At 44.4% G+C, this 23,935-nt stretch carries 25 protein-coding genes; 20 read left to right on the top strand and 5 right to left on the bottom strand.

The features are described from left to right. Positions 1-185 precede the first annotated feature (185 nt). The 8 genes from rpmH (at position 186) to rsmG (ending at position 7,236) form a co-directional block, all read left to right on the top strand. Positions 186-335 carry a 50S ribosomal protein L34 gene (rpmH, locus tag ACL934_RS19910; RefSeq protein ID WP_011166211.1) on the top strand — a complete coding sequence of 50 codons (150 nt, stop codon included), beginning with the start codon at positions 186-188 and terminating at the stop codon, positions 333-335. After that, positions 325-684, top strand: a complete 360-nt coding sequence (gene rnpA, locus ACL934_RS19905; RefSeq protein WP_374076531.1) for a ribonuclease P protein component — start codon at positions 325-327, stop codon at positions 682-684. Before rpmH ends, rnpA begins: the two co-directional genes overlap by 11 nt. Next, positions 599-916: a membrane protein insertion efficiency factor YidD gene (yidD, locus tag ACL934_RS19900; protein WP_374076529.1), complete on the top strand. Its 318-nt coding sequence runs from the start codon at positions 599-601 to the stop codon at positions 914-916. The genes rnpA and yidD overlap by 86 nt, the downstream gene beginning before the upstream one ends. Next, positions 900-2,525, top strand: coding sequence for a membrane protein insertase YidC (gene yidC, locus ACL934_RS19895; RefSeq protein ID WP_374076527.1), 1,626 nt, complete (start codon positions 900-902; stop codon positions 2,523-2,525). Before yidD ends, yidC begins: the two co-directional genes overlap by 17 nt. A 91-nt stretch (positions 2,526-2,616) precedes the next feature. Further along, positions 2,617-3,174, top strand: a complete 558-nt coding sequence (locus tag ACL934_RS19890; protein WP_374076525.1) for a protein jag — start codon at positions 2,617-2,619, stop codon at positions 3,172-3,174. Positions 3,175-3,259: 85 nt separating this feature from the next. Further along, the gene (mnmE, locus tag ACL934_RS19885; protein ID WP_374076523.1) at positions 3,260-4,690 is read left to right on the top strand and encodes a tRNA uridine-5-carboxymethylaminomethyl(34) synthesis GTPase MnmE; all 1,431 of its coding nucleotides are present in this window, start codon (positions 3,260-3,262) and stop codon (positions 4,688-4,690) included. Position 4,691: 1 nt separating this feature from the next. Next, complete coding sequence (mnmG, locus tag ACL934_RS19880; protein WP_374076521.1) at positions 4,692-6,620, top strand: tRNA uridine-5-carboxymethylaminomethyl(34) synthesis enzyme MnmG; 1,929 nt, start codon at positions 4,692-4,694, stop codon at positions 6,618-6,620. After that, positions 6,571-7,236, top strand: coding sequence for a 16S rRNA (guanine(527)-N(7))-methyltransferase RsmG (gene rsmG / locus ACL934_RS19875; protein ID WP_374076519.1), 666 nt, complete (start codon positions 6,571-6,573; stop codon positions 7,234-7,236). The genes mnmG and rsmG overlap by 50 nt, the downstream gene beginning before the upstream one ends. 19 nt (positions 7,237-7,255) lie before the next feature. On the opposite strand, the gene ACL934_RS19870 is transcribed toward rsmG, so the two are convergent. Next, on the bottom strand, positions 7,256-7,753 hold the full coding sequence (locus ACL934_RS19870; protein WP_374076517.1) for a hypothetical protein: 498 nt from the start codon (positions 7,751-7,753) through the stop codon (positions 7,256-7,258). A gap of 121 nt (positions 7,754-7,874) precedes the next feature. Between ACL934_RS19870 and ACL934_RS19865 the strand changes: the two genes are divergently transcribed. The 11 genes from ACL934_RS19865 (at position 7,875) to ACL934_RS19815 (ending at position 16,538) form a co-directional block, all read left to right on the top strand. Further along, positions 7,875-8,708: a ParA family protein gene (locus ACL934_RS19865; protein WP_374076515.1), complete on the top strand. Its 834-nt coding sequence runs from the start codon at positions 7,875-7,877 to the stop codon at positions 8,706-8,708. Further along, positions 8,701-9,714 (top strand): ParB/RepB/Spo0J family partition protein, encoded by a 1,014-nt coding sequence (locus tag ACL934_RS19860; RefSeq protein ID WP_413612871.1) that lies wholly within the window; start codon positions 8,701-8,703, stop codon positions 9,712-9,714. The genes ACL934_RS19865 and ACL934_RS19860 overlap by 8 nt, the downstream gene beginning before the upstream one ends. After that, positions 9,705-10,070 carry a bactofilin family protein gene (locus ACL934_RS19855; protein WP_295901217.1) on the top strand — a complete coding sequence of 122 codons (366 nt, stop codon included), beginning with the start codon at positions 9,705-9,707 and terminating at the stop codon, positions 10,068-10,070. The genes ACL934_RS19860 and ACL934_RS19855 overlap by 10 nt, the downstream gene beginning before the upstream one ends. A 91-nt stretch (positions 10,071-10,161) precedes the next feature. Further along, positions 10,162-10,593, top strand: a complete 432-nt coding sequence (locus tag ACL934_RS19850; RefSeq protein WP_374076510.1) for an ATP synthase F0 subunit B — start codon at positions 10,162-10,164, stop codon at positions 10,591-10,593. 13 nt (positions 10,594-10,606) lie between these two features. Continuing rightward, positions 10,607-11,170 (top strand): hypothetical protein, encoded by a 564-nt coding sequence (locus ACL934_RS19845; RefSeq protein ID WP_374076508.1) that lies wholly within the window; start codon positions 10,607-10,609, stop codon positions 11,168-11,170. 3 nt (positions 11,171-11,173) lie between these two features. After that, the gene (gene atpH / locus ACL934_RS19840; RefSeq protein WP_374076506.1) at positions 11,174-11,719 is read left to right on the top strand and encodes an ATP synthase F1 subunit delta; all 546 of its coding nucleotides are present in this window, start codon (positions 11,174-11,176) and stop codon (positions 11,717-11,719) included. A gap of 2 nt (positions 11,720-11,721) precedes the next feature. Further along, entirely contained in the window at positions 11,722-13,248 is a 1,527-nt protein-coding gene (gene atpA, locus ACL934_RS19835) for a F0F1 ATP synthase subunit alpha (protein ID WP_374076504.1), read from the top strand. Positions 13,249-13,259: 11 nt separating this feature from the next. Beyond that, positions 13,260-14,144 (top strand): ATP synthase F1 subunit gamma, encoded by an 885-nt coding sequence (gene atpG, locus ACL934_RS19830; protein ID WP_374076502.1) that lies wholly within the window; start codon positions 13,260-13,262, stop codon positions 14,142-14,144. Between the two features lie 12 nt (positions 14,145-14,156). Then, positions 14,157-15,563 carry a F0F1 ATP synthase subunit beta gene (gene atpD / locus ACL934_RS19825; protein WP_374076500.1) on the top strand — a complete coding sequence of 469 codons (1,407 nt, stop codon included), beginning with the start codon at positions 14,157-14,159 and terminating at the stop codon, positions 15,561-15,563. A gap of 54 nt (positions 15,564-15,617) precedes the next feature. Continuing rightward, entirely contained in the window at positions 15,618-16,034 is a 417-nt protein-coding gene (atpC, locus tag ACL934_RS19820; RefSeq protein WP_374076499.1) for an ATP synthase F1 subunit epsilon, read from the top strand. 141 nt (positions 16,035-16,175) lie between these two features. Then, a complete protein-coding gene (locus tag ACL934_RS19815) occupies positions 16,176-16,538 on the top strand; it encodes a hypothetical protein (RefSeq protein ID WP_413612870.1) in 363 nt (120 codons plus the stop codon). Between the two features lie 8 nt (positions 16,539-16,546). Here the strand turns inward: ACL934_RS19815 and ACL934_RS19810 are convergent, their stop codons facing one another. Together ACL934_RS19810 and ACL934_RS19805 are read right to left on the bottom strand one after the other, a co-directional pair. Further along, positions 16,547-17,005: a hypothetical protein gene (locus ACL934_RS19810; protein WP_374076497.1), complete on the bottom strand. Its 459-nt coding sequence runs from the start codon at positions 17,003-17,005 to the stop codon at positions 16,547-16,549. 18 nt (positions 17,006-17,023) lie between these two features. After that, a complete protein-coding gene (locus ACL934_RS19805) occupies positions 17,024-18,568 on the bottom strand; it encodes a glycoside hydrolase family 3 protein (RefSeq protein ID WP_374076495.1) in 1,545 nt (514 codons plus the stop codon). A gap of 180 nt (positions 18,569-18,748) precedes the next feature. On the opposite strand from ACL934_RS19805, the gene ACL934_RS19800 reads away from it, so the two are divergent. Then, entirely contained in the window at positions 18,749-19,513 is a 765-nt protein-coding gene (locus tag ACL934_RS19800) for a hypothetical protein (RefSeq protein WP_374076493.1), read from the top strand. Here the strand turns inward: ACL934_RS19800 and ACL934_RS19795 are convergent, their stop codons facing one another. Both ACL934_RS19795 and mfd read right to left on the bottom strand, forming a co-directional pair. After that, entirely contained in the window at positions 19,514-20,284 is a 771-nt protein-coding gene (locus ACL934_RS19795; RefSeq protein ID WP_374076491.1) for a hypothetical protein, read from the bottom strand. An 87-nt stretch (positions 20,285-20,371) separates the two neighbouring features. Continuing rightward, positions 20,372-23,914: a transcription-repair coupling factor gene (gene mfd, locus ACL934_RS19790; protein ID WP_374076489.1), complete on the bottom strand. Its 3,543-nt coding sequence runs from the start codon at positions 23,912-23,914 to the stop codon at positions 20,372-20,374. Positions 23,915-23,935 lie beyond the last annotated feature (21 nt).

The raw sequence follows: 23,935 nt of genomic DNA, 5'->3' as shown, positions 1-23,935 counted from the left end.
CAGTTTCCCCTCAAGTGCTTGGACCTCTTAACAAGGGGAGCTGAAGTTTTCAACAGTTGACCTTCTTGCCGCAACGTGCTTTATTAGTGCCCCACGTATCTAGTTGTGAACAACTTTGTGGCATACATATATAGATGTAACTGACGTCATTTAGCGTCGTAAAAAACTGTCCGGGGAGATAGATAATGAAACGTACATACCAACCATCAAATAAACGTCGTAAAACTACACACGGTTTCCGCGCTCGTATGGCTACTAAAGCTGGCCAAGAAGTTCTTAATCGTCGTCGCGCTAAAGGTAGAAAGCGTTTGACGGTTTCTACAGGTGGAAAATAGTTCTCCACACGTAATTAAGCGAAGTTCTGAATTTCTCTCTCTCAAACAAACGGGAAAAAGATATTGGCCTACGAAATGGTTGCTTCTGAATTATCAGAAGAACTCAGTAGGTCAGTTGCGTTTTGGAGTGACTGCAAGTCGTAAAATCGGCCCTGCAGTTGTTCGAAACAAATTGAAACGTTGGTCGCGAGAATACTTCAGGGCTTTACTTGTGGCGGGAAAAACTATTGAAGCCGACATCAACATCATCTTTAAACCTATGGATGCCAACTTTTACAAAGGCCTCGCTCATGAGGAATTTGTCAAAGCTCTGGATCGGGGTTTGGAAGTCCTACGAAAAAATCTTTAAGAGTCTTCTTATGATTTTCGTGGCGGCTTATCGAACTCTAGGGACTACTCATCTGGGTGGTTCTTGTCGCTTTGAACCTAGTTGTTCCGCCTACGCTGTTGAAGCTATTAAAACTCATCACACACATAGAGCACTTTGGTTAATCACTAAAAGAGTATGCAAATGTCGTCCGGGTGGGCCTTATGGCTACGATCCGGTCCCTGGAGGGAAAACCGATGCAACAAAAGAATGACACTCCATCCTTCTTTGAACCAAAAACAATTATCGCTGTTGCCGCTGTCGCTTTGATCTACTTTGGTTGGCAAACGTATTTGGGAAAGAAATATCCTAACTACAACAAACCAAAAGACGCACAAACTCAGACACAAACGAAAACTCCTGATGCTTCCACTCCTGCTGCAGCATCAAGTCCGGTAGAAACAAAATCTGAAGTCGTTTCTGCTCCGGCAACTCAAGAACAAACTTTCAATTTCTCGAATGATAAAGTTTCTTTCACGCTGACGAACAACGGTATGGGTTTGAAAAACTTCACCGTGAACAACTATCAGGATAAAGAAAAAAACAATATCAAACTAGGTGCTTCTAATACAGACAGCTTGTTTGAAATGCGCTGGGCGGGCGACGTAAAGCCTTTGCAATTCAATGTCACTGAACAAGCTCCGGGCCACTATGTAGGTACGGCGCAAATTGGTGAGACAACAGTAAAAAGAGAACTTAAATTCAACCCAGAGAACTCTTCTTTCACAAACACAGTTGTTGTGACGAATGCGACGGAAGATTTCAAAAAAGGTTTTTCTCTTTTGATTCCTGAAAAAATCCACGTTGCGGGTTCTTCTTCTATCTTTTTCCCTTCTTATGAGCATCAAGATTTCTTCGTTGTTCATAACGGTGGAAAGCATGAGACTGTGAACTTTAGTGGTGCAAAAGAAAATGTGACTCAGGCATTCACTTCGACTTCTATTCTTTCTGTAAGCTCCCAATACTTTGCGGCGGCCATTCTTGATAAATCAGAGATCATTCCTGAGGTCAAAGTCGCTTCACAAGTGAATGAAAAGACAGCTTTGGCGGAACTTATCTACAAGCCAGCACAAGTGAAGCCAGAGATGAATTTCTCTGAGATTTTCTATGCAGGTCCTAAATCTATTGATGCTTTAAAAGCGGTGGATCCCGAACTTGCGAACATCATCGACTTTGGTTTCTTCGGTTTTATCGCAAGACCATTATTGTACGTGATGAAAGCTTGTCACTCTGTAGTTGGCAACTGGGGTGTGGCGATCATTCTTCTAACACTTCTAGTTCGTCTGTGTGTTCTTCCTTTCAACATCATGTCTTTCAAATCAATGAAGGCGATGCAAAAGGTTCAACCGGCGATTCAAGCTCTTCGTGAAAAATACAAAGAAGACCCAATGCGCCTGAACCAAGAGATGATGGCCGTGATGAAACAACACGGAGCCAACCCAGTTGGTGGTTGCCTTCCAATGTTGCTGCAAATCCCTGTCTTCTTCGCTTTGTATCGTGTGATCGGATCTAGTATCGAGCTTTACAACTCGCCATTTGCGGGTTGGATTCACGATTTGAGCGCCCATGATCCATTCTATGTATTGCCAGTTTTGATGGCGGTCTTCATGTTCATCCAACAAAAGATCACTCCATCAACAATGGATCCTACACAAGCTAAGATCATGGCGTTTTTGCCACTCGTTTTCTCATTGTTCATGTTGCAATTGCCTTCAGGTCTTACACTTTACATGGTTGTGAGCACTCTGTTCGGTATCATTCAACAGTATCTAATTATGAGAGAGAAAAGTCCGTCCGTACCAGTGAAGGCGGCAAAAGCGTAACCGACGGCAGTCGGCAGTGCGGAGGGCCGCAGGGCCCGGGAGCTGAAGCAGCTCCGAACTTGAAATTTATTTTTTATACTTAGGAGGTAACATGGGTTTTTTCAGTAAGCTTTTCGGGGGGAAAAGCAAAGGTGCTAATAGTGAAGTAGAAGCACTTGTTCAAAAGACCTTAGAGGGGATCATCGAGAAAGCACAATTCGATCTTACTTTCGAACTGAGAACAGAGAAAGAAGACGATGGTGGAGCTACTTTGGCAGTTGAATTCAACGGTGCTGACGAAGAGATCTTAAAGGATAAAAAAGGTCAAATGTTGGATGCTTTCCAACTTTTCCTTAAACGTGTGATCCAACACAACTTCCCTGAAGATAAAACAAATATCACAGTGGACTGCGGTGGATATCGTGATGAATCAGCAAATGCTCTTATCGAGCGCGCTGAAAATTTGAAAGCTATCTGCATCGAACAAGGTAAGTCAGTGTACTACCGTGCTTTGCCTCCAAAAGATCGCAAAGTTGTTCACCAATACTTGGCTAAAGATCCTCGCGTAAAAAGCCGTTCACTAGGTGATGGCCTTTACAAAAAGATCAAAATTTATCCAGCAAAAGGACAATCTCAAGGAAACGCTTCCGAAGAGATGTCTAACGACTAAGGCGACGGTAGTCGCGGAGAGCCGCAGCGCCTTCGGGCGCGCAGGCTGAACCAGCTCTGAAAATGGGCTTATAAGGAAAGTTACTATGTATCGTGGAGATCGTGATCAAGACACTATTTGTGCGGTCTCCACTCCTCACGGAGTGGGCGGAATCTCGGTTATTCGTGTGAGTGGTCCTCGCACCCTTTCAATTGTCTCTAAAATCTGCACATTTTTGCCTGAACATCCTGAATCTCATAAGGCGTATTTTGGATCTTTAAAAGATACCAACTCGCATGATGAAATTGACGAAGTCTTGGCAACTTATTTCAAGCACGGGAGGTCCTTCACGGGGGAAGAAGTCATCGAGATTTCTTGCCACGGAAGCCCGGTGATTTGTCAGAGTATTTTGCAGCAACTTGTTCAATTAGGCGCGCGCCCGGCTGATCGCGGGGAATTTACTTATCGCGCTTTCATGAATGGAAAATTGGATCTTATCCAAGCTGAAAGTGTACTTTCATTGATTGAAAGTCAGAGTCAGCAGGCTGCGAAGCTCGCACTTCGTCAGCTTAAAGGTTCTATTTCCCACAAGCTTGAAGAAATTGAAAATGATATGACCTGGATTTTAGCTCACGCTGAGGCGGGTATTGATTTTTCTACGGAAGGTATCAAGGTTGTCGAAAACGACATCGTTCTCAATCGTCTTGATAAAATCGAAAAAGGCCTTGAAGAACTTGTCGGAACTTTCAAAGTGGGACGTCTTCTTAAAGATGGTTTCCGTGTGGTTCTAACGGGTCTTCCGAACGTGGGTAAATCAAGTCTTCTTAATCTTTTCTTGGAAGATGAAAGAGCTATCGTCACGGACATTCCAGGAACCACTCGTGATGTGATTCATGGGGACACTAGTTTCAAAGGCGTGAAGTTTACTTTCTTAGACACAGCCGGCCTTCGCGAATCGGTTTCAGACCTTGTAGAAAAAATCGGGATTCAAAAAAGCCGTGAAGCCACAGGGGAATCAGACTTTGTTTTCTTTGTCTTTGATATTGAAAAAGGTCTTTCCACTGAAGAACTAACGATTTTAGATGGTTTAGAGCCTCAAAGAACCTATATTTTGGCTAATAAAACCGACCGTCTTTCTGCTGTTCCAGCCGTAGAAACTGTCGAAAAAGCCCTTAAAAACAGTAAATTTTTCCAAAAAATCGGGGACTTAGAGAGCTTCCTCAAAAGAAGGGTGTTCTTTGTCAGCGCCCTTGATAAAAAGGTGCGTTCTCGTGTCCTTGAAGACTTGGTGAAAGAGTTCGGCGACTTGCAGATGGAAAACACGGTTTTGATTTCCAACTCTCGTCATCTTGAAAACCTTTCGCGAGCTCTTGAGAACACGCGCCGTTCAAAGGCTGTTGTGGAAGATGGATTGGGCGAAGAATTCTTAGCAATTGAATTCAAAGAAGCCTTGATCGCCATCCACGAAACTTTGGGCAAACGATTCGATGATCAAATCATGGATCGTGTTTTTAAAGAGTTTTGTATCGGGAAGTAATATGAGCACAAAAAAGTATGATGTGATTGTCGTCGGTGCGGGACACGCAGGCGTTGAAGCTTGTTTGGCTTCGGCTCGCCTTGGTCTTCAAACTTTGATGGTGACTTCAAATATCAATCGTATTGCTTACATGAGTTGCAACCCTTCTATCGGTGGACTTGCAAAAGGTCACATGGTTCGTGAGATCGATGTGCTTGGCGGTCAAATGGGTATCGCGGCCGATGAAACTTGCATTCAATATAAACGTTTGAATTCTTCCAAGGGTCCCGCGGTTCGCGGAACTCGTGTGCAAAATGACAAACATCTTTATTCTCAATTCCAGACAGATGCTCTCAAAAATCAGCCGAACTTGGATCTTCTTGAAGGTGAAGTGAAGCGCTTGATCTTGGAAAAAGATTTGTGCGTGGGTGTTGTTCTTCAAGACGGCTCAGAAATTTTCGCCAAAGCCACGATCATCACAACAGGCACGTTCATGAATGGTGTGATGCATATCGGTCTTCGCCAGGAAGCCGGTGGTCGTGTGGGTGATAAGCCTTCCATCGGTTTATCAGATCAATTGGCGCAATTTGGTTTTGAAGTAAAAAGACTTAAAACGGGAACTCCGGCGCGTCTTCATAAAGACAGCATTGATTGGTCAAAGACAATTCCTCAGGGTGGCGATGAAAAGGTCTATCCTTTTAGCTACCGTTCTTCAGAGAAATTGAAACTTCCGCAAGTTCTTTGTTATCTCACGCGCACGACAGAACAAACTCATGAAATTATTCGTGGCAACTTAGACAAGTCGCCCATGTTCTGTGGAATTATCGAAGGGACGGGCCCTCGCTATTGTCCTTCGATTGAAGATAAGATCACTCGCTTTGCTGATAAAGCAAGTCACCAAACTTTCTTGGAACCCGAAGGTCTTTCTACGGATCTTATTTATCTTCAAGGGATCTCGACAAGTTTGCCTGAAGAAGTTCAGGATCAATTTCTAAAAACTATTCCTGGTCTTGAGAATGTCAAAGTGGTCCGCTACGGCTATGCGGTTGAGTACGACTATATTGAACCGACTCAAATCTGGCATCGCTTAGAAACAAGAACGATTCGCCAACTTTTCCTCGCAGGACAAATCAACGGAACTTCAGGTTATGAAGAAGCCGCGGCTCAAGGATTTGTGGCTGGTGTAAATGCGGCTCACAGTATTTTGGGGCGTGACGAATTTATTTTAGCTCGTGATGAAGCCTATATTGGTGTCTTAATTGATGATCTGGTGACGAAAGGAACTCGCGAACCTTATCGCATGTTCACGTCTCGCGCAGAACATCGTTTGGTTTTGCGAGAAGATAATACTATCGACAGGTTAGGTGCTATCGCACAAAAGATCGGTATTGTTTCAGAAGCGTCATTGCAAATTTTGGCGGACCTTCAGGCAAAACGTAAAAACCTTCTTGAAAGACTGCGCACAGAGAAGATTTATCCAACCAAAGATGTGCAAGAGTTGCTGGCGACAATCCCGACTCCAGAACTAACAAAGTCTTTAACATTCGAAGAGTTGCTGCGCCGACCTGAAATTTCTTGTTCGCACTTAGAGAAGTTTAATTTCACTGTTGATGCAGACCCAAACATCAATGAACCAGTGGAAATTGAAGTGAAGTACTCTGGCTACGTGAAAAGACAGATGGAACTTATCAATCAATCAAAACGCCTGGAAGAAATGCTTCTTCCGGAAGGTCTTGTGTATGCAGATATCAGAGGTCTCTCCACAGAGGAAAAAGATAAGCTGCAACGCGTTAAGCCACGTACCTTAGGCCAAGCTCAACGCATCAGTGGTGTTAATCCATCCGCAATTCAGGCTATAATGATCCATCTTAAAGGTCATAAAAAAATCAAGGAGATGGGGCTTGGCGGACAAACAGGAACAGGAAGCACCGATAATATACTGGCGCATTGATGAGTGGTTCCCGGATCTAAGTCCTGAGGTCAAATCTCGACTTAAGACCTATCATGAAGAGCTATTAAAGTTTAATCGCACATTGAATCTTATTTCGCCAAAGACTCTCTTTGTGGCGGACGCTCTTCATTTTTCTGACTCGATTCTGGCGTCTCGCACGATTTATTCTTCGAACACGAAGATCGACAAGATCTTTGATCTCGGAAGCGGAAATGGTTTCCCCGGGATGGTCTTTGCGATTCTTTACCCTCAGGTTCAGGTCGTATTGGTCGAAATCGATCAGAAGAAGTGTGAGTTCCTCAGACATCTTGCCGGGGTTCTAAAACTATCAAATGTGACCGTCGAAAATAAGAATGTCGATGCTTTCCCGGATGGATCCATGCAGTACACGATGGCTCGCGGGTTTGCCTCTATTTCAAAGGCTATTTTAATTACTCGCAAGATAGTTCCTAAGGGCGGGGTCTTTTATCACCTTAAAAGTGAAGAGTGGGGGATTGAGGTGGGAGAAATTCCAACCCAGCTTTGTTCTATCTGGAGCCCATCGCTTGTGGGGGAATACAAACTTCCTGTGGGCGCTGTGAAGTTTTCAGTCGTTAAAACAGACAAAATCGCCTAATGTTCCACGTGGAACATTGTTAATGACCCCCGGCCGCTGGTACGGGGGTTTTTTCTTGCCCAAAACCCGTTTCTTTCAGCCGTTCGTTCACATCCCAGGTTCTTTTTGCGTTTCTCAACTTCTTTTCTATCTGATAGGAGTCCCACTCTTTGGGATCAGGCCAAGGCTCACCCTTTTTGAATGCTTTAAGATAGGATTTCTTCGAGGACTTCTTACGAGCCTCTATTTTTAGTTCGAGATACTGCTTTTCTTGCTCCAGGCGAGTGATTCTATCTTTAGATTCATCCACTCTTTTTTGGGCGTACTTGATTTGCCCTGTTTGAGGAACAACATCTTTTAATGTCTGCTCGTGCTCTTCGAGAGTTTTCTTTTCACCCTCAAGCGCTTGAGTTGTCGCCGCAAGAGAGGCCGTAAGATCAGAATATATAGGATCTTTGAGCTCCGGATTTGGGTCGGGCTTATTGCAGGCAGTGAGTGCGAATAGAATGATGGTTACGCTGAGTAGTCTTTTAAACATAGTTGTTCCACGTGGAACATCGGCAAAAGAAGAGAAAAACATAAGGTGTGGCGCGAAAAACTGGTCTTTACGCTTGCAAGTTTTTTGAAAAAGGCAGACTTTTGAATCTCAAGGAGGAAAAATGGCAAAAACGATCTGCATAGCTAACCAAAAAGGTGGTGTTGGTAAGACAACGACGTCTGTAAACCTCTCCTCGGCGCTGGCTACTCTCGGAAAAAGAGTTCTTTTGATCGATATGGATCCTCAAGGAAACGCATCGAGCGGTTTGGGTATCAAAAGATACGAAAGTCAGGATAGCAATAGCTATCACGTACTCATCGGCGAAAAAACTTTGGCCGAGGCTACTCAAAACACATCAAATCCAAACTTAAAGATATCCACGGCTAATCCTGATCTCGTTGGAGCAGAGATTGAGCTTGTTGATATGCCGCAGCGTGAATATCGCTTAAAACAAGCAATTGCCACAGTGGCTGATCAATATGATTTCGTATTGATCGACTGTCCTCCATCTTTGGGTCTTTTAACTTTGAATGCATTGAATGCGGCGGACAGCTTCCTTGTTCCTCTTCAATGTGAATACTATGCCCTTGAAGGTTTGAGCCAGTTGCTCAACACCGCGGGCCTCATCAAAAAGAATTTGAATCCGCAATTACATATTGAAGGAATCGTTCTTACGATGTTCGACGTTCGTAACAACCTCAGCCACCAAGTTGTGACTGAGATTAAAAACCATTTTGGCGATAAAGTTTTTAACGCCATCATTCCAAGAAACGTACGCCTCAGTGAGGCACCAAGCCACGGTCAATCCATCCTCGATTACGACAGCAAATCCGTTGGCGCGGTAAGATACTTGGAGCTTGCAAAAGAAGTTGTCACTCGTTCAGAGCAAAAAACGACTTCAGAAGCGGCTCCACAGACACAACAAAATTCTTATGAAGGGGAAGTAAATGTCTGATTTTGCTGTTGAATCTTCAAACAAAAAGAAAGGCCTTGGCCGTGGATTGGGATCACTCTTAGGTGGACCTGCTCCGGCGGAAATTCCAACGCCTAAAGCTCCTTCTCAAGCAGCAACTAATAATAATGTTACATCAACGACTCCTACGGCTCCAGTGAGCTCTCAACAAGCGACACCCGTCGCCCCTCCCGTAGATCCTGAGAGCAAAATCTGGAAAGTAGGAATCGATAAACTTTCCCCTGGCCAATATCAGCCTCGCCGTCACTTTGAAAAAGAGCCGCTTCAAGAGTTGGCTCAATCTATTAAAGAGAACGGAATTCTTCAGCCGATCGTGGCTCGTCGTACGACTTCTGGAAAACTAGAAATCGTGGCGGGTGAGCGTCGTTGGAGAGCAGCGCAACTTGCGGGTCAGCATGAAGTTCCAGTTATCCTTAAGAGTTACGATGACAAACAAGCGTTGGAACTTGCGATTGTTGAGAATATTCAACGTGAAGATTTGAATCCAATTGAAGAGGCAGAAGGTTATTCTCGTCTTATTTCTGAGTTCAAGTTGTCGCAACAACAAGTGGCTGAAAAAGTAGGGAAGGATCGTGCGACTGTAGCGAATGCGGTTCGTCTTCTTTCTTTACCTCAAGAGATCAAAGAGATGATTTCTGAGAACACTCTTTCAGTGGGTCACGCCAAAGTTCTTTTGGCCCTACCTGATGCAAAAAAACAACTCGAGTTCGCAAAAAAAGTGATCAACGAAAAAATTGCGGTTCGTAAGCTCGAAAAAATGGTGCAGGCTGTTGTAAAAGGTGGCGAGGAAAAAGAAGAGGAAACTGCAAGCTTTGACTCGAACGTCACTCAGCGCCTGATTTCTGGTTTGAGTGATGAGCTTCAAAAAATGCTCGGCACCAAAGTGAACATTGATTATTCCAATTCAAAAGGTAAAATCAGTATTCATTTCTATTCAGACGATGAACTTACTAATTTAGTAGATAGGCTTAAAGAAGGATGGCAGTAGCATTTCCTCCCTCATTACAAGAAGATCTCCTCTCTGGTCACGTCACAGCGATTCTTGACCAGGGGACGCATTTCGAAGGAAAGCTCAGCTTCGAAGGCACCGTGCAAATCGGCGGGGACTTTAAGGGAGAAATCTTTACTAAGGATACCATCGTTATCAACGAGGGTGCGTCTGTGACCGCCCAAATTGAAGCTGATACTATAGTTATATCTGGCCGGGTGGAGGGAAATCTCTTTGCCCGTCGCAGAGTTATCATGCATCCGCCCGCTGTGTTTAAAGGCACAGTAACATCTCCTAGTTTACGTATCGATGAAGGGGTTGTTTTCGAGGGTGCGTCCTATATGCCTAAGTCTTAGGCAGCAACATTATCAACTAGAAATTCGCCTTGACCGTCCATTGCCCAACAGGTAAATCCGAAGCTCAAAAACTAGTAGGGATTTCAACTAAATGGACATTTTTGGACAATTAGGTATTAATACCACCGCAGCCTTTCAGTTCGTACTATTTGCTATCGCTTTGATCTTTTTGAGCAAAGTTGTCTTCGCGCCATACGCGCATGCACTTGAAGAAAGACAAAGAAGAACTAAAGGGGGCGAAGATCTCGCTCTTGAATATCAAAACAAATCCGTAGAGTTGCACAGCGAATACGAGACAAAAACTCGTGAGCTAAATGGTCAAATCAAAGGCGTTGTCGACACGGCAAAATCACAAGCAAACAAAGATTACGAAGCAATGGTTTCTAAAGCTCGCACTGAAGCGGAAAAGCTTGTTCACGACAATCGCGCGAAAATCACCTCTGCAGTTCAAGCAGCTTCTGCTGATTTGAAAGCTCAAACAAATGCAGTGGCGATGGCTATCACAACTAAGTTGTTAAAATAAAAGAGAGTAAGACATGAAGTTACTTCTGAATCTATTCATTATCTTGGCTCCTGCGCTTGTGATGGCGGCAGGTGGAGAACATGGCGGCGGACACGGCGATGCGCACGTACCTAAAGTTGTGATCTATCAATTGATCAACGTTGCAATTCTTGTTGCGGGTCTTGTGTACTTCACAAAAGACAGCGTTGTTTCTTTCTTCTCTGGAAGAAAAGCAGCTTACCTTGAGGCGGCTCAAAAATCTGCGTTCGCACGCGAGCAAGCAGAAAAAGAATTCGTAGATATCAAACACAAATTGTCTCACCTCGATGCAACCCGCGAAGAGTCTATGCAAAAAGCGCAAGCTCATGCTGATGACATGAAAAGACAAATCATGGAAGAAGCAAACGAAGTTGTAAAACGCATTCGAGAAGATGCTGAGCTGACTGCGAAACTTGAAGTGCAACGCGCACAAAAAGAACTTCGTTCGCAACTTTTGAAAGACTCAATGGAAGCAGCTCGCATCGTGATGACGAAAGATCTTGGTTCTGCTGATCAACAAAAACTTCAAAAAGATTTCATCAACAACGTGGGAGTGTAAGCCATGGTAAGTGAAGTTTCTAAAAGATACGCAAAGGCTCTTCTCGCGGTTACAAAACAAAAAGGCATCCACGCTAAAGCGTTTGCTGAATTGCAAACTTTGGCGCAAGCATTCTCTGCGGATGCTGCGATTAAAAACTATTTTGCTAATCCAATGATTTCTCCAGATCAAAAAGTAGCGGCAGTAAAAGCGGCCCTTTCTGGCAAAGGAGTTTCTGAAGAAGTTCTCAACACATTGGTACTTCTTGGCGAAAAAGGTCGTTTGGAAATCCTCGCTCAAGTTGCTCTAGCGTTCAGAGATCTTCTGGATCTTGAAGAAGGTGTGACTCGTGGAGTGGTTCGCTCTGCTCAGCCTCTGTCAGCTGACGGCCAAAAAGAGATCGAACAAAAGATCAATAAGGTTTTAAACAAGAAGATCGTATTGACTTACGAACAAGATCCGAAGCTTTTGGGCGGTGTTGTTGCTCAAGTGGGCGGATGGACTTTCGATGACAGCATCGATACGCATTTGAAAAAATTGAATGAAGAATTAAACAGGAGAGCCAACTAACAATGGAAACACAAATTCGTGCTGACGAAATCAGTCGTGTTCTCAAAGAACAAATCAATCAATACAACAAAAAGATTGAAGTAAGCGAAACAGGTAGCGTTCTTTCCGTAGGGGACGGTGTTGCCCGTATTTACGGTCTTGAAAATGCAATGGCCGGTGAACTCGTCGAGTTCCCAGGCGAAGTATTCGGTATGGTATTGAACCTTGAAGAAGGTCACGTGGGCGTGGTTATCTTCGGTGAAGACCGCCACATCAAAGAAGGCGACACTGTTAAGAGAACAAAGAAAATCGTTCAAGTTCCAGTTGGTGAAGCTCTTCTTGGTCGCGTAGTTGACGCTCTTGGAAACGCAATCGACGGTCGTGGTGCTATCAACACTCCTCACAGCCGCGTCGTTGAATTGAAAGCTCCTGGTATCGTTTACCGTCATCCAGTTGAAGAACCTCTTCAAACAGGTATCAAAGCGATCGACGCTCTTGTACCAATCGGTCGTGGACAACGTGAGTTGATCATCGGTGACCGTCAAACTGGTAAAACTGCTATCGCGGTTGACACTATCATCAATCAAAAAGGTCAAGGCGTTCACTGCTTCTACGTAGCTATCGGTCAAAAACAATCGACTGTTGCTCTAGTAGTTGAAAAATTGCGCGCAGCGGGTGCTCTTGAGTACACAACTGTTATCGCGGCGAATGCATCTGACCCAGCGCCACTTCAATTCTTGGCTGCTTACTCTGGAACAGCAATGGCTGAATACTTCCGTGATACTGGCAGACATGCATTGATTGTTTACGATGATTTGACGAAACAAGCACAAGCTTACCGTCAAGTATCTTTGCTTCTTCGCCGTCCTCCAGGACGTGAAGCGTATCCAGGAGACGTATTCTATCTTCACAGCCGTTTGCTAGAGCGTGCTTCGAAGTTGTCTGCGGATAAAGGCGGTGGTTCTTTGACGGCGTTGCCAATCATCGAAACACAAGCGGGCGATATCTCTGCTTACATCCCAACAAACGTTATCTCTATCACTGATGGACAGATCTTCCTTGAATCAGACTTGTTCTATAAAGGTATCCGTCCAGCGATCTCTGTAGGTAAATCAGTATCGCGCGTAGGTGGTGCGGCTCAAATCAAAGCGATGAAACAAGTTGCCGGTTCAATGAAACTTGAACTTGCTCAGTTCCGCGCGATGGAAGCTTTCGCAGCGTTTGCTTCTGACTTGGATAAAGCAACTCAACAACAATTGGCGCGTGGTCGTCGTTTGGTTGAAGTTCTTAAACAAGGTCAATACTCTCCAGTAAAAGTGGAAGAGCAAATTGCGATGATCTTCGCAGCTTCTAACGGTTTTGTTGATGCTTACCCAGAGACAGACGTTAAGAAATACGAAAAAGAAATGATCGAGTTCTTGAAAAACAAGCACACTGACATTCTTAAAACTATTTCTGAGAAAAAAGCGATTGCTGACGATACTAAAAAGGCGCTTTTGGCGGCTCTTGAAGAGTTTAAAGCTGTATTCCAACCTTCTACTAAGAAGTAATTTGGTGCTAAATGGCTAGCTTAAAGGATATCCGGGCTCGAATTGAGTCCACTAAAAACACCCAGCAGATCACGAAAGCGATGAAGCTCGTGTCTGCTGCAAAGTTACGTAAGGCGCAAAATAACATCGTTAATATGCGTCCTTATGCATTGACTTTGCGTAAGGTGATTGCGGATATCGCTGTGACAAACAAAGTGTCGCATCCGTTGATGGAGAAGAAAGAACAAGTGAAGAATGTTTTGCTTGTTGTTATCACTTCTGATCGCGGTCTTTGCGGCGCTTTCAACAGCAATATCAACAAATTCACTGAAAACTATATTAAAGAAAATAAAGCGAAGCTCGAGAAAATCGACTTCATCTTTATCGGTCGTAAAGGTCACGACTATTTCGCGAAAAGAGACGTCAAAGCTGTCGATTACATCACAAAGCTTGATAAAGACATCTCTTACGAGTTGGCTTCGAAAGTCGCTAACCGCGTGATGGAAGATTACCTTGAGGGCAACTACGACGAAGTTCGTATTGTTCATAACCAATTCAATTCCGCGATTTCTCAAACTGTAGTTTGTGAGACGATCTTGCCTATCGATATCGGCTTGACGACTTTCAAAACGGAAGCTGAGAAGGCGAATGAATTTGCTGTCGACATGATTTTCGAACCAGCTCCCGAGCAGATCATCAAAGAACTTCTCGAGAAGCATTTCGATCTTCAAGTTTACAGATGTATGTCTGAGTCTGTTGCCGGTGAACATGGTGCTCGTATGAGCGCGATGGAGAACGCGACAAACAATGCGCGTGACATGATCAACAAGCTCACGTTGACGTACAACAAATTGAGACAAGAAAAAATTACTACAGAATTGACTGAAATCGTATCTGGCGCAGAAGCGCTTAAATAGGGGAGCTGAATAATGGCATTCGGTAAAGTAAAACAAGTAACTGGTCCCGTAGTGGACGTAGAGTTCGAAGGCGGAGAACTTCCTGCGATCAACTCTGCTCTTCGTGTAACTAACAAATTCGTATCTGACTCTGAATTCAACCTTGTTCTTGAAGTTGCTCAACACTTGGGTGACAGCGTAGTAAGAACAATCGCAATGGACCAAACTGAAGGTTTAGTTCGTGGCGAAAAAGTAAAAGCTTTGGGCCAAATGATCACAGCTCCAGTAGGACGTGAAGCTTTGGGTCGTATCATCAACGTAGTTGGTGAACCAATCGACGAAATGGGTCCAGTAAACGCAAAAGAACACTGGGGTATCCACAGACCAGCACCAAAATTCGAAGACCAAGCGACATCAGCGGCAATGTTGATGACAGGTATCAAGGTCGTTGACCTTCTTGCTCCTTACGCAAAAGGTGGAAAGATCGGTTTGTTCGGTGGTGCGGGTGTAGGTAAAACAGTTCTTATCCAAGAATTGATCCGTAACATCGCTACTGAGCATGGTGGTTTCTCTGTATTCGCGGGCGTTGGTGAACGTACTCGTGAAGGAAACGATCTCTGGAGAGAGATGAAAGAATCAGGCGTTATCTCTAAGACGGCGCTAGTATTCGGACAAATGAATGAACCTCCTGGAGCGCGTGCGCGTGTTGCATTGACTGGTTTGACTGTTGCGGAATACTTCCGTGACGTAGAAAACCAAGACGTTCTTTTCTTCGTTGATAACATCTTCCGCTTTACTCAAGCGGGTGCCGAAGTGTCTGCACTTCTTGGCCGTATCCCATCTGCCGTCGGTTACCAACCAAACTTGGCGACTGAAATGGGTGCTTTGCAAGAGCGTATCACTTCTACTAAGAAGGGTTCGATCACTTCAGTTCAAGCGGTATACGTACCTGCCGATGACTACACGGATCCAGCTCCTGCAACAACATTTACTCACTTGGATGCAACGACAAACTTGGATCGTGATATCGCTGCTATGGCGATCTTCCCTGCGGTTCACCCGTTGACTTCAACTTCTCGTTTGCTTGACCCACAAGTCATCGGCGAAGAGCACTACAAATGTGCCCGTGACGTTCAAGCATTGTTGCAACGTTACCGTGAACTTCAAGATATCATCGCTATCTTGGGTATGGACGAGTTGTCTGAAGACGATAAACTTGTTGTATCTCGTTCTCGTAAAATCCAACGTTTCTTGTCTCAACCATTCTTCGTTGCTGAGCAGTTCACTGGCTTGCAAGGTAAATACGTTGATATCAAAGACACTGTTAAAGGTTTCCGTGAGATCCTTGACGGTAAACACGATGCTCTTCCTGAGCAAGCGTTCTACCTTGTTGGAACTATCGAAGACGTTATCGAGAAAGCTAAGAAGCTACAGGCGTAATTCCTGTAGCCTTGGAAACGCAGGCTTCGCGGCCTGCGCTTGAAAGGTAGAGATATGTTTAAATTAACTATCGTGACTCCAGAAAGACGTTTGCTCGTCAACCAAGAGGTTGAAGAAGTAACTGTTCCTGGCTTCAAAGGAGAACTCAACATTCTTCCTGGTCACGCGCCATTGATCACAACACTTGAGACAGGTGTTATGAAATGGAAATTGAAGGGCAAAGAAAAGCAAGACACAGCTGTTATCAGCTGGGGCTATTGCCAAGTAAACCCTGAAGGCGTGAACGTTCTTGCGAACATCGCAGATCTTCCAGAGGAAATTGATCTCCAAGCTACAAAAGAATTCTTGGCTCAATCTGAAAAACGCATCATGAATGAGCTTATCACTGACGAAGACTGGACACAGTTCCAACGTGAGTGGGCTCGCGCAAGAGCGAAACTCGATGTGGCTGAAGGCCAAGCTAAGAAGTAATTCTTAGAAATTTCTAAAAGAATTTAAAAGGCCCTCTGAAAAGAGGGCCTTTTGTTTTCGGGCTCCTGCCTTCAACTTCTGGCATCCAACTTGTAAGCAAGCTTCTTTGATTTGTTACTAATGAATTAAAGGACGCCTTATATGTCAGAACATTCGGAAGTCGTACGCGACTATGTAGAACTCCGGAACTATTTAGCGAGGAGCAATCCTCAGCCCAATATGGAGTTTGAAATTAATTTTAAAATCGAGAATGGGTCTTTGTTGGCGTTTAATACGTTATCAAAGGCAAAGGTGGAATTGGCGCGCGTTCGTCCTCACTCCGTTAACCTTTACCTTCCATATTATGGCGTTATGTTTGAGAAATATGCCGTAAGTCTTATTAGATATGTGAATAGTCAGCAAAACATGGAGAACTCAGTGAATGCAATTACGGAGATAATTAAGTTAGCGAATCACCACAAGAAAAGCTTGGGTCTAAGAGAAGCCTATGAGCCTGAGGGTTAGATAGGTCATTAAGATAGAAACTTTTTTATCTTTTCCAAATCAGAACTGATTTCGAGGCGCATTTCGGCGGGGGTTTGCAGTCGTATATTGGAGTCGTCGAATTCCAAAAGTTGCCACTCATTATTCTGAAAAATGAATTCCGCATAAAAACGGATTCCGCAAAAACTCAGAGTAAGTTGATTTCTCAAATACGAAACAACTCCATAAATTTTGCGACAACCAATGTAGCAGGCCACCGTGTCCCGAAAAACGTGATCCTCGGTATAGGTGTCCTCTTTGTGTTCAACTTCAAATACACCATCATCCTTCGGGTGAAGTATAAAATAGGATAAATTTCCTTCAGGAAACTCCATAGGGTCGACGGCTTTTGAGACAGCCCACATCAACTCATATTGGTCTTCGGCTTTAAATTGCTTCACCATGAATGGCTTATCGGTCATTTGTGACGGTAATTTAAGTCGAGGCATTCTCGACTTTAGACCAACTTAATAAAGGAAGGCGTAAGAGTTGGAAGAGTCGTTGAGGATCTCTTCCAGATGTTGTGCGATTTTTTTTCCAGAATCGGCGTGATTAAAGTAAAGCTGAATGACTCGCAGATAGTTCTTCTGCTGAGGCATCAAGCGAGGAGCTCCTAAGTTTACGACGATGATTCCTTTTTTGTCCTGCGCAGGCAGGGACTTCAAGAGGGACGCGGTTTTGGGACCTGTTATGGCAGCAATCGTCAAAGTGCATTTCTTTTCCTGCATCCATTCCAAAACTTGTTCTTTATCAAAAGTACCAGTGAGAAGTTTTGAGTCGACGTGTTTATTTGTCGATTGTTTAAACGAACTGATGAAGGTCTTTGAGGGGGCCGCGACACAAACTCGTGCGATAGAGGCCGGGCGGCGCTTCTTGGGTTCTTTTCCTGGAAGGCTGCGCGGGAGTAAATTCGTTTTTAAGTTTTGATCTAAGATGTTTGATTCAAGTTCGCTGTAATCTTTGGAGGTCAGTTTTGGTCCTTGCAAAAGAGACAGTTGTTTTGGATCCCGACGATAAAGATTCGCAAACGCTTTAACTGTGAGAATTCTGTGCAGCTTTTTATCTAAATCTTCCTGTGAAAGTTCGCCTTTTTTAACGGCCGCTCTCACGTACTCAAAAGCCTTTCCTTGATCTTCAAAAGACCACGTGAGCATCACAATATCAGCACCAGCTTGCAAGGCCCTCAACGCTGCAACCTCAGGGCGGAGAAGTTGTTTGGATCCTTGCATCTGCAAATCGTCGGTGACGACAAGACCTTTATATTTAAGATCTCCACGCAAAAGATCTGTGGAAATCTTTTTGGAAAAACTCGCAGGCTCGCGGCTGTTATCAAGAGCGGGATAAATAAGATGTGAAAGCATCACGGCAACTCGTTCACCTAAGGACGAGTAAGCTTCGTAAGGCTTTAAATCTTTTTCTTTGAGCGATTCAAGTGTCGACGTGTTTTGCACGACACTCACGTGAGGATCTGCTTTTAAATTCCCCGTTCCCGGAAAGTGTTTTGCAGTAGGAATTACGCGGGCTTTAAGTAGACCTTTGGAGTAAGCCACACCCAGCTCGCCAACCACATGAGGATCTGCGCCGAAAGAGCGGACACCAATGAAACTGGTTCCTAAGGGATCTGTTACATCCAACACGGGCGCGAGATTCATATTGAAGCCGACTTCGCGTAAGAAAAGTCCCGTTTGATATCCCATCTCTTCTGCGAGAAGAGGCGACTGAGTTTGTCCTAGTGCCAAAGCATTTGGTGGCGCCGGAGTGATGGGAAGACGAGACACCGATCCGCCTTCCTGATCAATCGCAATGAGTGGCGGAAGTTTGGAATATTTAAAACTGGTGCGATAGAGAGCGAGATTGAGATCGCGAATTTGTTCTCCGGAAGAAATGTTCCTTTTAAACAGAAGGAAAGACCCCGGCTTGTACTCCGAGATGAACTTTTCTAGATCTGGTGAAATCTGCTTTTGCGGAAACCCGACGATGAAAAGTTGTCCGACCTTTTCTTCGACGGTCATTTTAGCAATCTTTTGATCGATAATTTGCGGGAGGTTGGTCGGGGTAGCTAGAACAAGGTTGGGAAAAACAAAAATCAGGAGAGTTATGCTCAAAATCTTAAGAATTTCCCTGATATAATTGTTCATGTAACCAGAATATCACTCGGGCCTTTTGAAGGTAGACGAGATTTGAGAGACAGCATGAAATTGCACCAAAGTCTTAAATCAAAAGTTTGTATCCTATTGCTGAGCCTTTGCTGTTCAGGGGCCTTTGCGCAAGAAGCGGAAAACCCTGAGGGCCTTGTTGAGGTTCCGCCTGAAACAAATCAATTAGTCGAAGTAGAAATCCAACAAGATAATTTGGCTCCCTATAAAGAGCGTCGCGAAGACCATGGCGCTTATTTTGGTATCGACTATGAAGGCTTGGATCTTAAGAACTACATCTCAACTCTCGATGGAAAATCCTATGGTGATCTTTTCGGAACAGACCCGATTCCACTCGTTCATTTAAACTTGGATTATAAATACAACTTCATGCTGGGCTCTTTAGCTCTGGGAATTGATTTCGGTAAAGGCAGCATTTCGGACAACATGAGCGGCAGCGATCGCACCCTGGATGTGACGAAGTATGGATTGGGATTGAAGTTCACAGCCGACATGATTATGGATGAACCTTACGTGGCTCCGTATGTTGGAATTAATTTTTGGCAGATGGAACTTTCTGAGTCATCCCCGACGGATTCTTTTTCTGCAACAACACAGATGGGCTACAACTACACCCTTGGATTTCTATTTCAGTTAGATTGGCTCGACTATGAAACCGCTAAGGACACGACGTTCAATTGGGGTTTAGAAAATACCTTTATTGATGTCTATGCCACTCAATATGCAGCGACCAGCGCGGAAGATGATCCGAATACCGAGACAGACTTCCTTTACGGCGCGGGCCTTCGACTCGAATTCTAATCAGTCTTTAAGGTAAGTAAGAATATCCGTGTTGTTGATAAGTTGGTGGATATTGATCCAGAACTGACTCTTTTCACAGACAGCACTTCCATCTTTCATCTTGTATTTCGCACATTGAGAATCGCGAACCAGGATGTAGCATTGTCCATTGATTTGTTTTCTTCCCACGGCCACAGCGTAGTGTCTTGCGCACGAACCAAAGCCGCCATATCCGGGAGTAAAGTTTCTTTGTGTGACCACCTCAGCGCAGAAGTTAATCGCGACGGGTTTTAGAGAAGAAAGAGTTTGTTGCAAACCCTCTTTTAAACCAGCACCACCAACATCTTTGCGATGTAGAGAAGTTTCTTCGGGTAAAGGAAGTTCGATTTTTGGAGCGCAAGAAGAAAGACCTTCAAGATCTTTAACAGCTTCATCGGGATTAAGTTCTCCCTCGGCTGGATTTGCACAAGTTCCTTCATTTCGAGCCAAGCGAAGAGAATCTTGAACCCATCCTCCATAAAGCCCGCTTGCTGAATTCGGAGTTAGCAAAATAGTTCTTGCTGCTAGAGCAAGGGCCGAGGTTCTTGGTAAAAGACCGCGAGTTTGTGAGTCATGGTAAGCATCAATAAGTTGGGCTGCGGAATAAGCGTAGCACAGATTCGTTGACCCTTGATCGGCAGTGGGAACATGGGCCATAAGGGTTTGATCAAGACGGATCTCCGCACAGTCATCGGCGAACGCCAAAGAAGACAAAAGAGAGAATGTTAAAAGGACTGCGATAAAGAGCTTCATATCGTCTCTGTGTTTAAAGTTTGGACACCCCAAATGGCATATATTCCAGAGGGAAACGTCTTAGAAACAGAGGTTCAATCCCCGTGCCTAGATAAGACGGAGAAGATTTTCTAGTTCTTCGTGGACGGCGGACCAGGAGATGGTTGGAAGCTTGATGTTTAAGCGGTTGTCCGGAGTTAGAGAGTATTTTTTGCTCTCACGAACCGCTAGTTGAATCACCGTTTCTGGTTTGAGTTTTGTTTTTTCTGTGAAGATCAACGAGACGGATTTAACGCCGGCGCTGATATCGCGCACACCAAGTTCTTTACACTGACGACGGATCAGCATCAGTCCCATCAAATTCACAGTTGGTTCTGGGATCTGTCCGAACTGATCGCGCAACTCTTCTTCAATACGATCCAAATCTTCGTGAGAAGTAATATCTGCCAAGGCTTTGTAGTAGCTAAGACGAATGCGAATATCAGCAATGTAGTTGTCTGGAATCATCGCAGGGATGCGCAAGTTGATTTCTGGATCCAAATCCATGTCTTCAAATTTTTCACCCTTAGCTTCGGCGAGAGCCTCGTTCAAAAGATCCATGTAAAGTTCATAACCCACAGAATTCACATGACCCGATTGATCTTCGCCAAGAATATTTCCAGAGCCACGCAATTCTAAATCGTACTGCGCAATTTTAATTCCGCTTCCGAGGGCTGTGTTTTCCTGGATGATTTTTAAGCGCTCTTGCTGTTCTTTATCGAGCTTGCGATTTCTTGGCATCATCAAATAGCAATAAGCCCGGGTTTTACTTCGTCCCACACGTCCACGTAGTTGATAAAGCTGCGACAGACCAAACATATGAGCTGAATCAATAAACATGGTGTTGGCGCGAGGCACATCCATTCCTGATTCTACGATTGCGGTACAAACGAGCACGTCAATTTCATGATGGAAGAACGCAAGCATGGTTTTTTCCAACTCATGTTCTTCCATTTGTCCGTGACCGACGCGAATGCGCGCTTCAGGAACGATTTGACGAATTTCATCAACCAGGCCGTAGATAGATTCAATGCGATTATGAATAAAGTAGACTTGTCCGCCGCGAGAAATTTCTGCCGTAATGGCTTTGCGAATGGTTTCCTCATCAAACTTGGTCACAAAAGTTCTTGTCGGAAGACGATCCACGGGAGCTGTATTAATAAGGCTCAGATCGCGAATACCGACAAGGGCCATATTCAGCGTTCTTGGAATCGGTGTCGCTGACAAAGTCAATGTGTCGACACTGGTCTTCATCTTTTTAATCTTCTCTTTATGGGTGACGCCAAACTTTTGTTCTTCATCGACAATTAAAAGACCTAAATCTTTATATTGAATCGAAGAGCCTAAGAGTTTGTGAGTCCCCACGATGATGTCGACTTTGCCGTCTTTAAGATCCTGCAAAGTCTTTTTTACTTCGGAAGTAGAAACGAAACGATTTAAAACACGAATGTCAACAGGCCAACCTTCGAAGCGCTTTTTCAAGGTCTCAAAGTGTTGGAATGTTAAAACAGTTGTTGGCGCAAGAAGGGCAACTTGCTTCTTCGCTTGCACAGCAAAGAAAGCGGCGCGCATAGCAACTTCGGTTTTTCCAAAGCCCACGTCTCCACAAACCAGGCGGTCCATGGGTTTCGTGGATTTTAGATCTGACAAGATGTCATTGATCGCACGCATTTGATCTTCAGTTTCTTCATACGGAAAACTGTTTTCAAAAAGCTGGATCTCATCTTCTTTAAAAATAAAAGGAGGTCTGTGCATCTCGGCTCTTTTTGCGTAAAGAGCCAGAAGATCCGCGGCAATATCGCGAACGTGGGCTTTAACTTTCGCCTTGGTTTTTTCCCAAGCTGTCCCGCCGAGTTTATCTAAGATCGTAGTCGCCGCAGCTCCAGAAAACTTTTGCAACTGTCCAACACGATAGACAGGTAGATAGAGTTTATCTTTGTCTTTATATCCGACCTGAATGTACTCGGACTCAACACCACCGATGTTCATGATCTTGAGGCCTTCATATTGACCCACACCATGTTTGACGTGAGCCACGAGGTCTCCAGGTTTCAGATCACCGAAGGCCAAGCGTTTGGCCTGTTTTTGGAAATCTTGTGCGCCGGAAGACTCACGGGAACGTTGTTTCTTCCCGTAGAAATCTTCATCGCGCAGGAAGATCACTTTTTCTTCGTCCAGGCGAAGGCTTTCAGAAAGATAGCGAGGAACAACGTGAACCAGATGTGAATCACTATCTTGTTCCATCAACCAAGAGTCCCAACGATATTCGTCGTCAGCAACCCTTGCGACCTTCAATCCTAACTTATCAAAGACAAGTTTAAGTCGTTCAATGTGCGACTGATTTTTGGTTCCAATGAAAATGCGATAACCATCGTCTTTCCATTTATGAAGTTTGTTTGTCGCAGCTTGAAGCCACAACTCGGAGCCTACGGCATTGGTCAAACTCAAGTTCGTAAAATCTTGAGTTAAGAACGTGCGGTATTCGACTTGCGCATTTTCGGCATTTTCCTCTTCTAGATATTCTAAAGATGAAAAATAGATCGGACGAGAATTCGCAGGGAACACAAGTTTTTCAAAAGGAGTGTAGAGCAGATCGAGCTCGGGACGAATCACATGGTGTTCACTTGAGGCAAAATCCGTTTTTAATTCTGCCCAAGCTTCATCTGCCCAGCGAGAAATTTCAACGGGATCAAGGAACCATAAATTCACGGCACCTGGGAAATGATCCGCGGGACTAGAAAGTTCGCCATAAAAATAGGGTAAAAGAAATTCAACGCCGGGAAAGGCATTTTTTAAAACCAAAGAGCGCAACATCTCTTCAGCGTCGGCTTTGTCGACGGTTCTATTTTCTAAAGTTTCGCGGACTCGCTGCAAAAGTCTTTCGTGAGTTTCATCGCGAAAAAGAATTTCACGGGCGGGAGTTAAGGTAAAAGACGTCAACTCATCCGTGCTTCGTTGATCGGAAACATTGAAGTAACGGATGGACTCAATTTGATCGCCGAACAAATCCAAACGCACAGGTTGATCTTCGGTGGGTGGAAAAATATCGACGATTCCACCGCGCAAAGCGTACTGACCTTTATCCTCAACCATCGGTGCCGAAACATATCCAAGAGAGTTTAAAAACTCCGCGATGTCTTCAGGAAGTTCATCGCCGGATTTGAGAACCCGCGAATAATCCTTCAGAATTTTGACCGGCAGAGTTTTCTGCATCAGCGCGTCAGAAGTAGATATGAAGATTTCTCCGGCTTTCGCTGACTGGGCTTTTGCGAGGAACTGGATACGATCCGAAACAACTCTCGAATTCGGATAGAGACCCGAGTAGGCGGAAACATCAAATGGAGGCAGAATATAGCTATGACGAGACGGGTCGAAGAACTCTAACAACTGCTGAAGTTTGTTCGCATCTTGCAGACTGCCAACCACAACTAGATGCGGCAAGCTGTTGATTTTTTTAGAATATGTCTGCGACAAAAAGTAAGCAAGCGCGAGCGGAGACGCAGCTCCCGTCACTTGAATCTTTCCGCGAGTTGTTTCGAAGGCTCTTTCCAGGATGGTTTCAAGCCTTGTGTGAGTTAATTCGGCTTTCATTTCGTGGGATGATCTTGCCACGCTTATCGCCTTGTTTCCATT

This window comes from Bdellovibrio sp. HCB-110, assembly GCF_047323225.1.
Classification (GTDB): Bacteria; Bdellovibrionota; Bdellovibrionia; order Bdellovibrionales; family Bdellovibrionaceae; genus Bdellovibrio.
This window is presented reverse-complemented; position numbering and strand designations above follow the sequence as displayed.

What these genes read in the sequence shown, in the direction of transcription:
- rpmH (WP_011166211.1), top strand. Translation starts at nt 186, where the DNA reads ATGAAACGTACATACCAACCATCAAATAAACGTCGTAAAACTACACAC.
- yidD (WP_374076529.1), top strand. Translation starts at nt 599, where the DNA reads ATGCCAACTTTTACAAAGGCCTCGCTCATGAGGAATTTGTCAAAGCTC.
- yidC (WP_374076527.1), top strand. Translation starts at nt 900, where the DNA reads ATGCAACAAAAGAATGACACTCCATCCTTCTTTGAACCAAAAACAATT.
- ACL934_RS19890 (WP_374076525.1), top strand. Translation starts at nt 2,617, where the DNA reads ATGGGTTTTTTCAGTAAGCTTTTCGGGGGGAAAAGCAAAGGTGCTAAT.
- mnmE (WP_374076523.1), top strand. Translation starts at nt 3,260, where the DNA reads ATGTATCGTGGAGATCGTGATCAAGACACTATTTGTGCGGTCTCCACT.
- mnmG (WP_374076521.1), top strand. Translation starts at nt 4,692, where the DNA reads ATGAGCACAAAAAAGTATGATGTGATTGTCGTCGGTGCGGGACACGCA.
- ACL934_RS19870 (WP_374076517.1), bottom strand. Translation starts at nt 7,753, where the DNA reads ATGTTTAAAAGACTACTCAGCGTAACCATCATTCTATTCGCACTCACT.
- ACL934_RS19865 (WP_374076515.1), top strand. Translation starts at nt 7,875, where the DNA reads ATGGCAAAAACGATCTGCATAGCTAACCAAAAAGGTGGTGTTGGTAAG.
- ACL934_RS19860 (WP_413612871.1), top strand. Translation starts at nt 8,701, where the DNA reads ATGTCTGATTTTGCTGTTGAATCTTCAAACAAAAAGAAAGGCCTTGGC.
- ACL934_RS19855 (WP_295901217.1), top strand. Translation starts at nt 9,705, where the DNA reads ATGGCAGTAGCATTTCCTCCCTCATTACAAGAAGATCTCCTCTCTGGT.
- ACL934_RS19850 (WP_374076510.1), top strand. Translation starts at nt 10,162, where the DNA reads ATGGACATTTTTGGACAATTAGGTATTAATACCACCGCAGCCTTTCAG.
- ACL934_RS19845 (WP_374076508.1), top strand. Translation starts at nt 10,607, where the DNA reads ATGAAGTTACTTCTGAATCTATTCATTATCTTGGCTCCTGCGCTTGTG.
- atpH (WP_374076506.1), top strand. Translation starts at nt 11,174, where the DNA reads ATGGTAAGTGAAGTTTCTAAAAGATACGCAAAGGCTCTTCTCGCGGTT.
- atpA (WP_374076504.1), top strand. Translation starts at nt 11,722, where the DNA reads ATGGAAACACAAATTCGTGCTGACGAAATCAGTCGTGTTCTCAAAGAA.
- atpG (WP_374076502.1), top strand. Translation starts at nt 13,260, where the DNA reads ATGGCTAGCTTAAAGGATATCCGGGCTCGAATTGAGTCCACTAAAAAC.
- atpD (WP_374076500.1), top strand. Translation starts at nt 14,157, where the DNA reads ATGGCATTCGGTAAAGTAAAACAAGTAACTGGTCCCGTAGTGGACGTA.
- atpC (WP_374076499.1), top strand. Translation starts at nt 15,618, where the DNA reads ATGTTTAAATTAACTATCGTGACTCCAGAAAGACGTTTGCTCGTCAAC.
- ACL934_RS19815 (WP_413612870.1), top strand. Translation starts at nt 16,176, where the DNA reads ATGTCAGAACATTCGGAAGTCGTACGCGACTATGTAGAACTCCGGAAC.
- ACL934_RS19810 (WP_374076497.1), bottom strand. Translation starts at nt 17,005, where the DNA reads ATGCCTCGACTTAAATTACCGTCACAAATGACCGATAAGCCATTCATG.
- ACL934_RS19805 (WP_374076495.1), bottom strand. Translation starts at nt 18,568, where the DNA reads ATGACCGTCGAAGAAAAGGTCGGACAACTTTTCATCGTCGGGTTTCCG.
- ACL934_RS19800 (WP_374076493.1), top strand. Translation starts at nt 18,749, where the DNA reads ATGAAATTGCACCAAAGTCTTAAATCAAAAGTTTGTATCCTATTGCTG.
- ACL934_RS19795 (WP_374076491.1), bottom strand. Translation starts at nt 20,284, where the DNA reads ATGAAGCTCTTTATCGCAGTCCTTTTAACATTCTCTCTTTTGTCTTCT.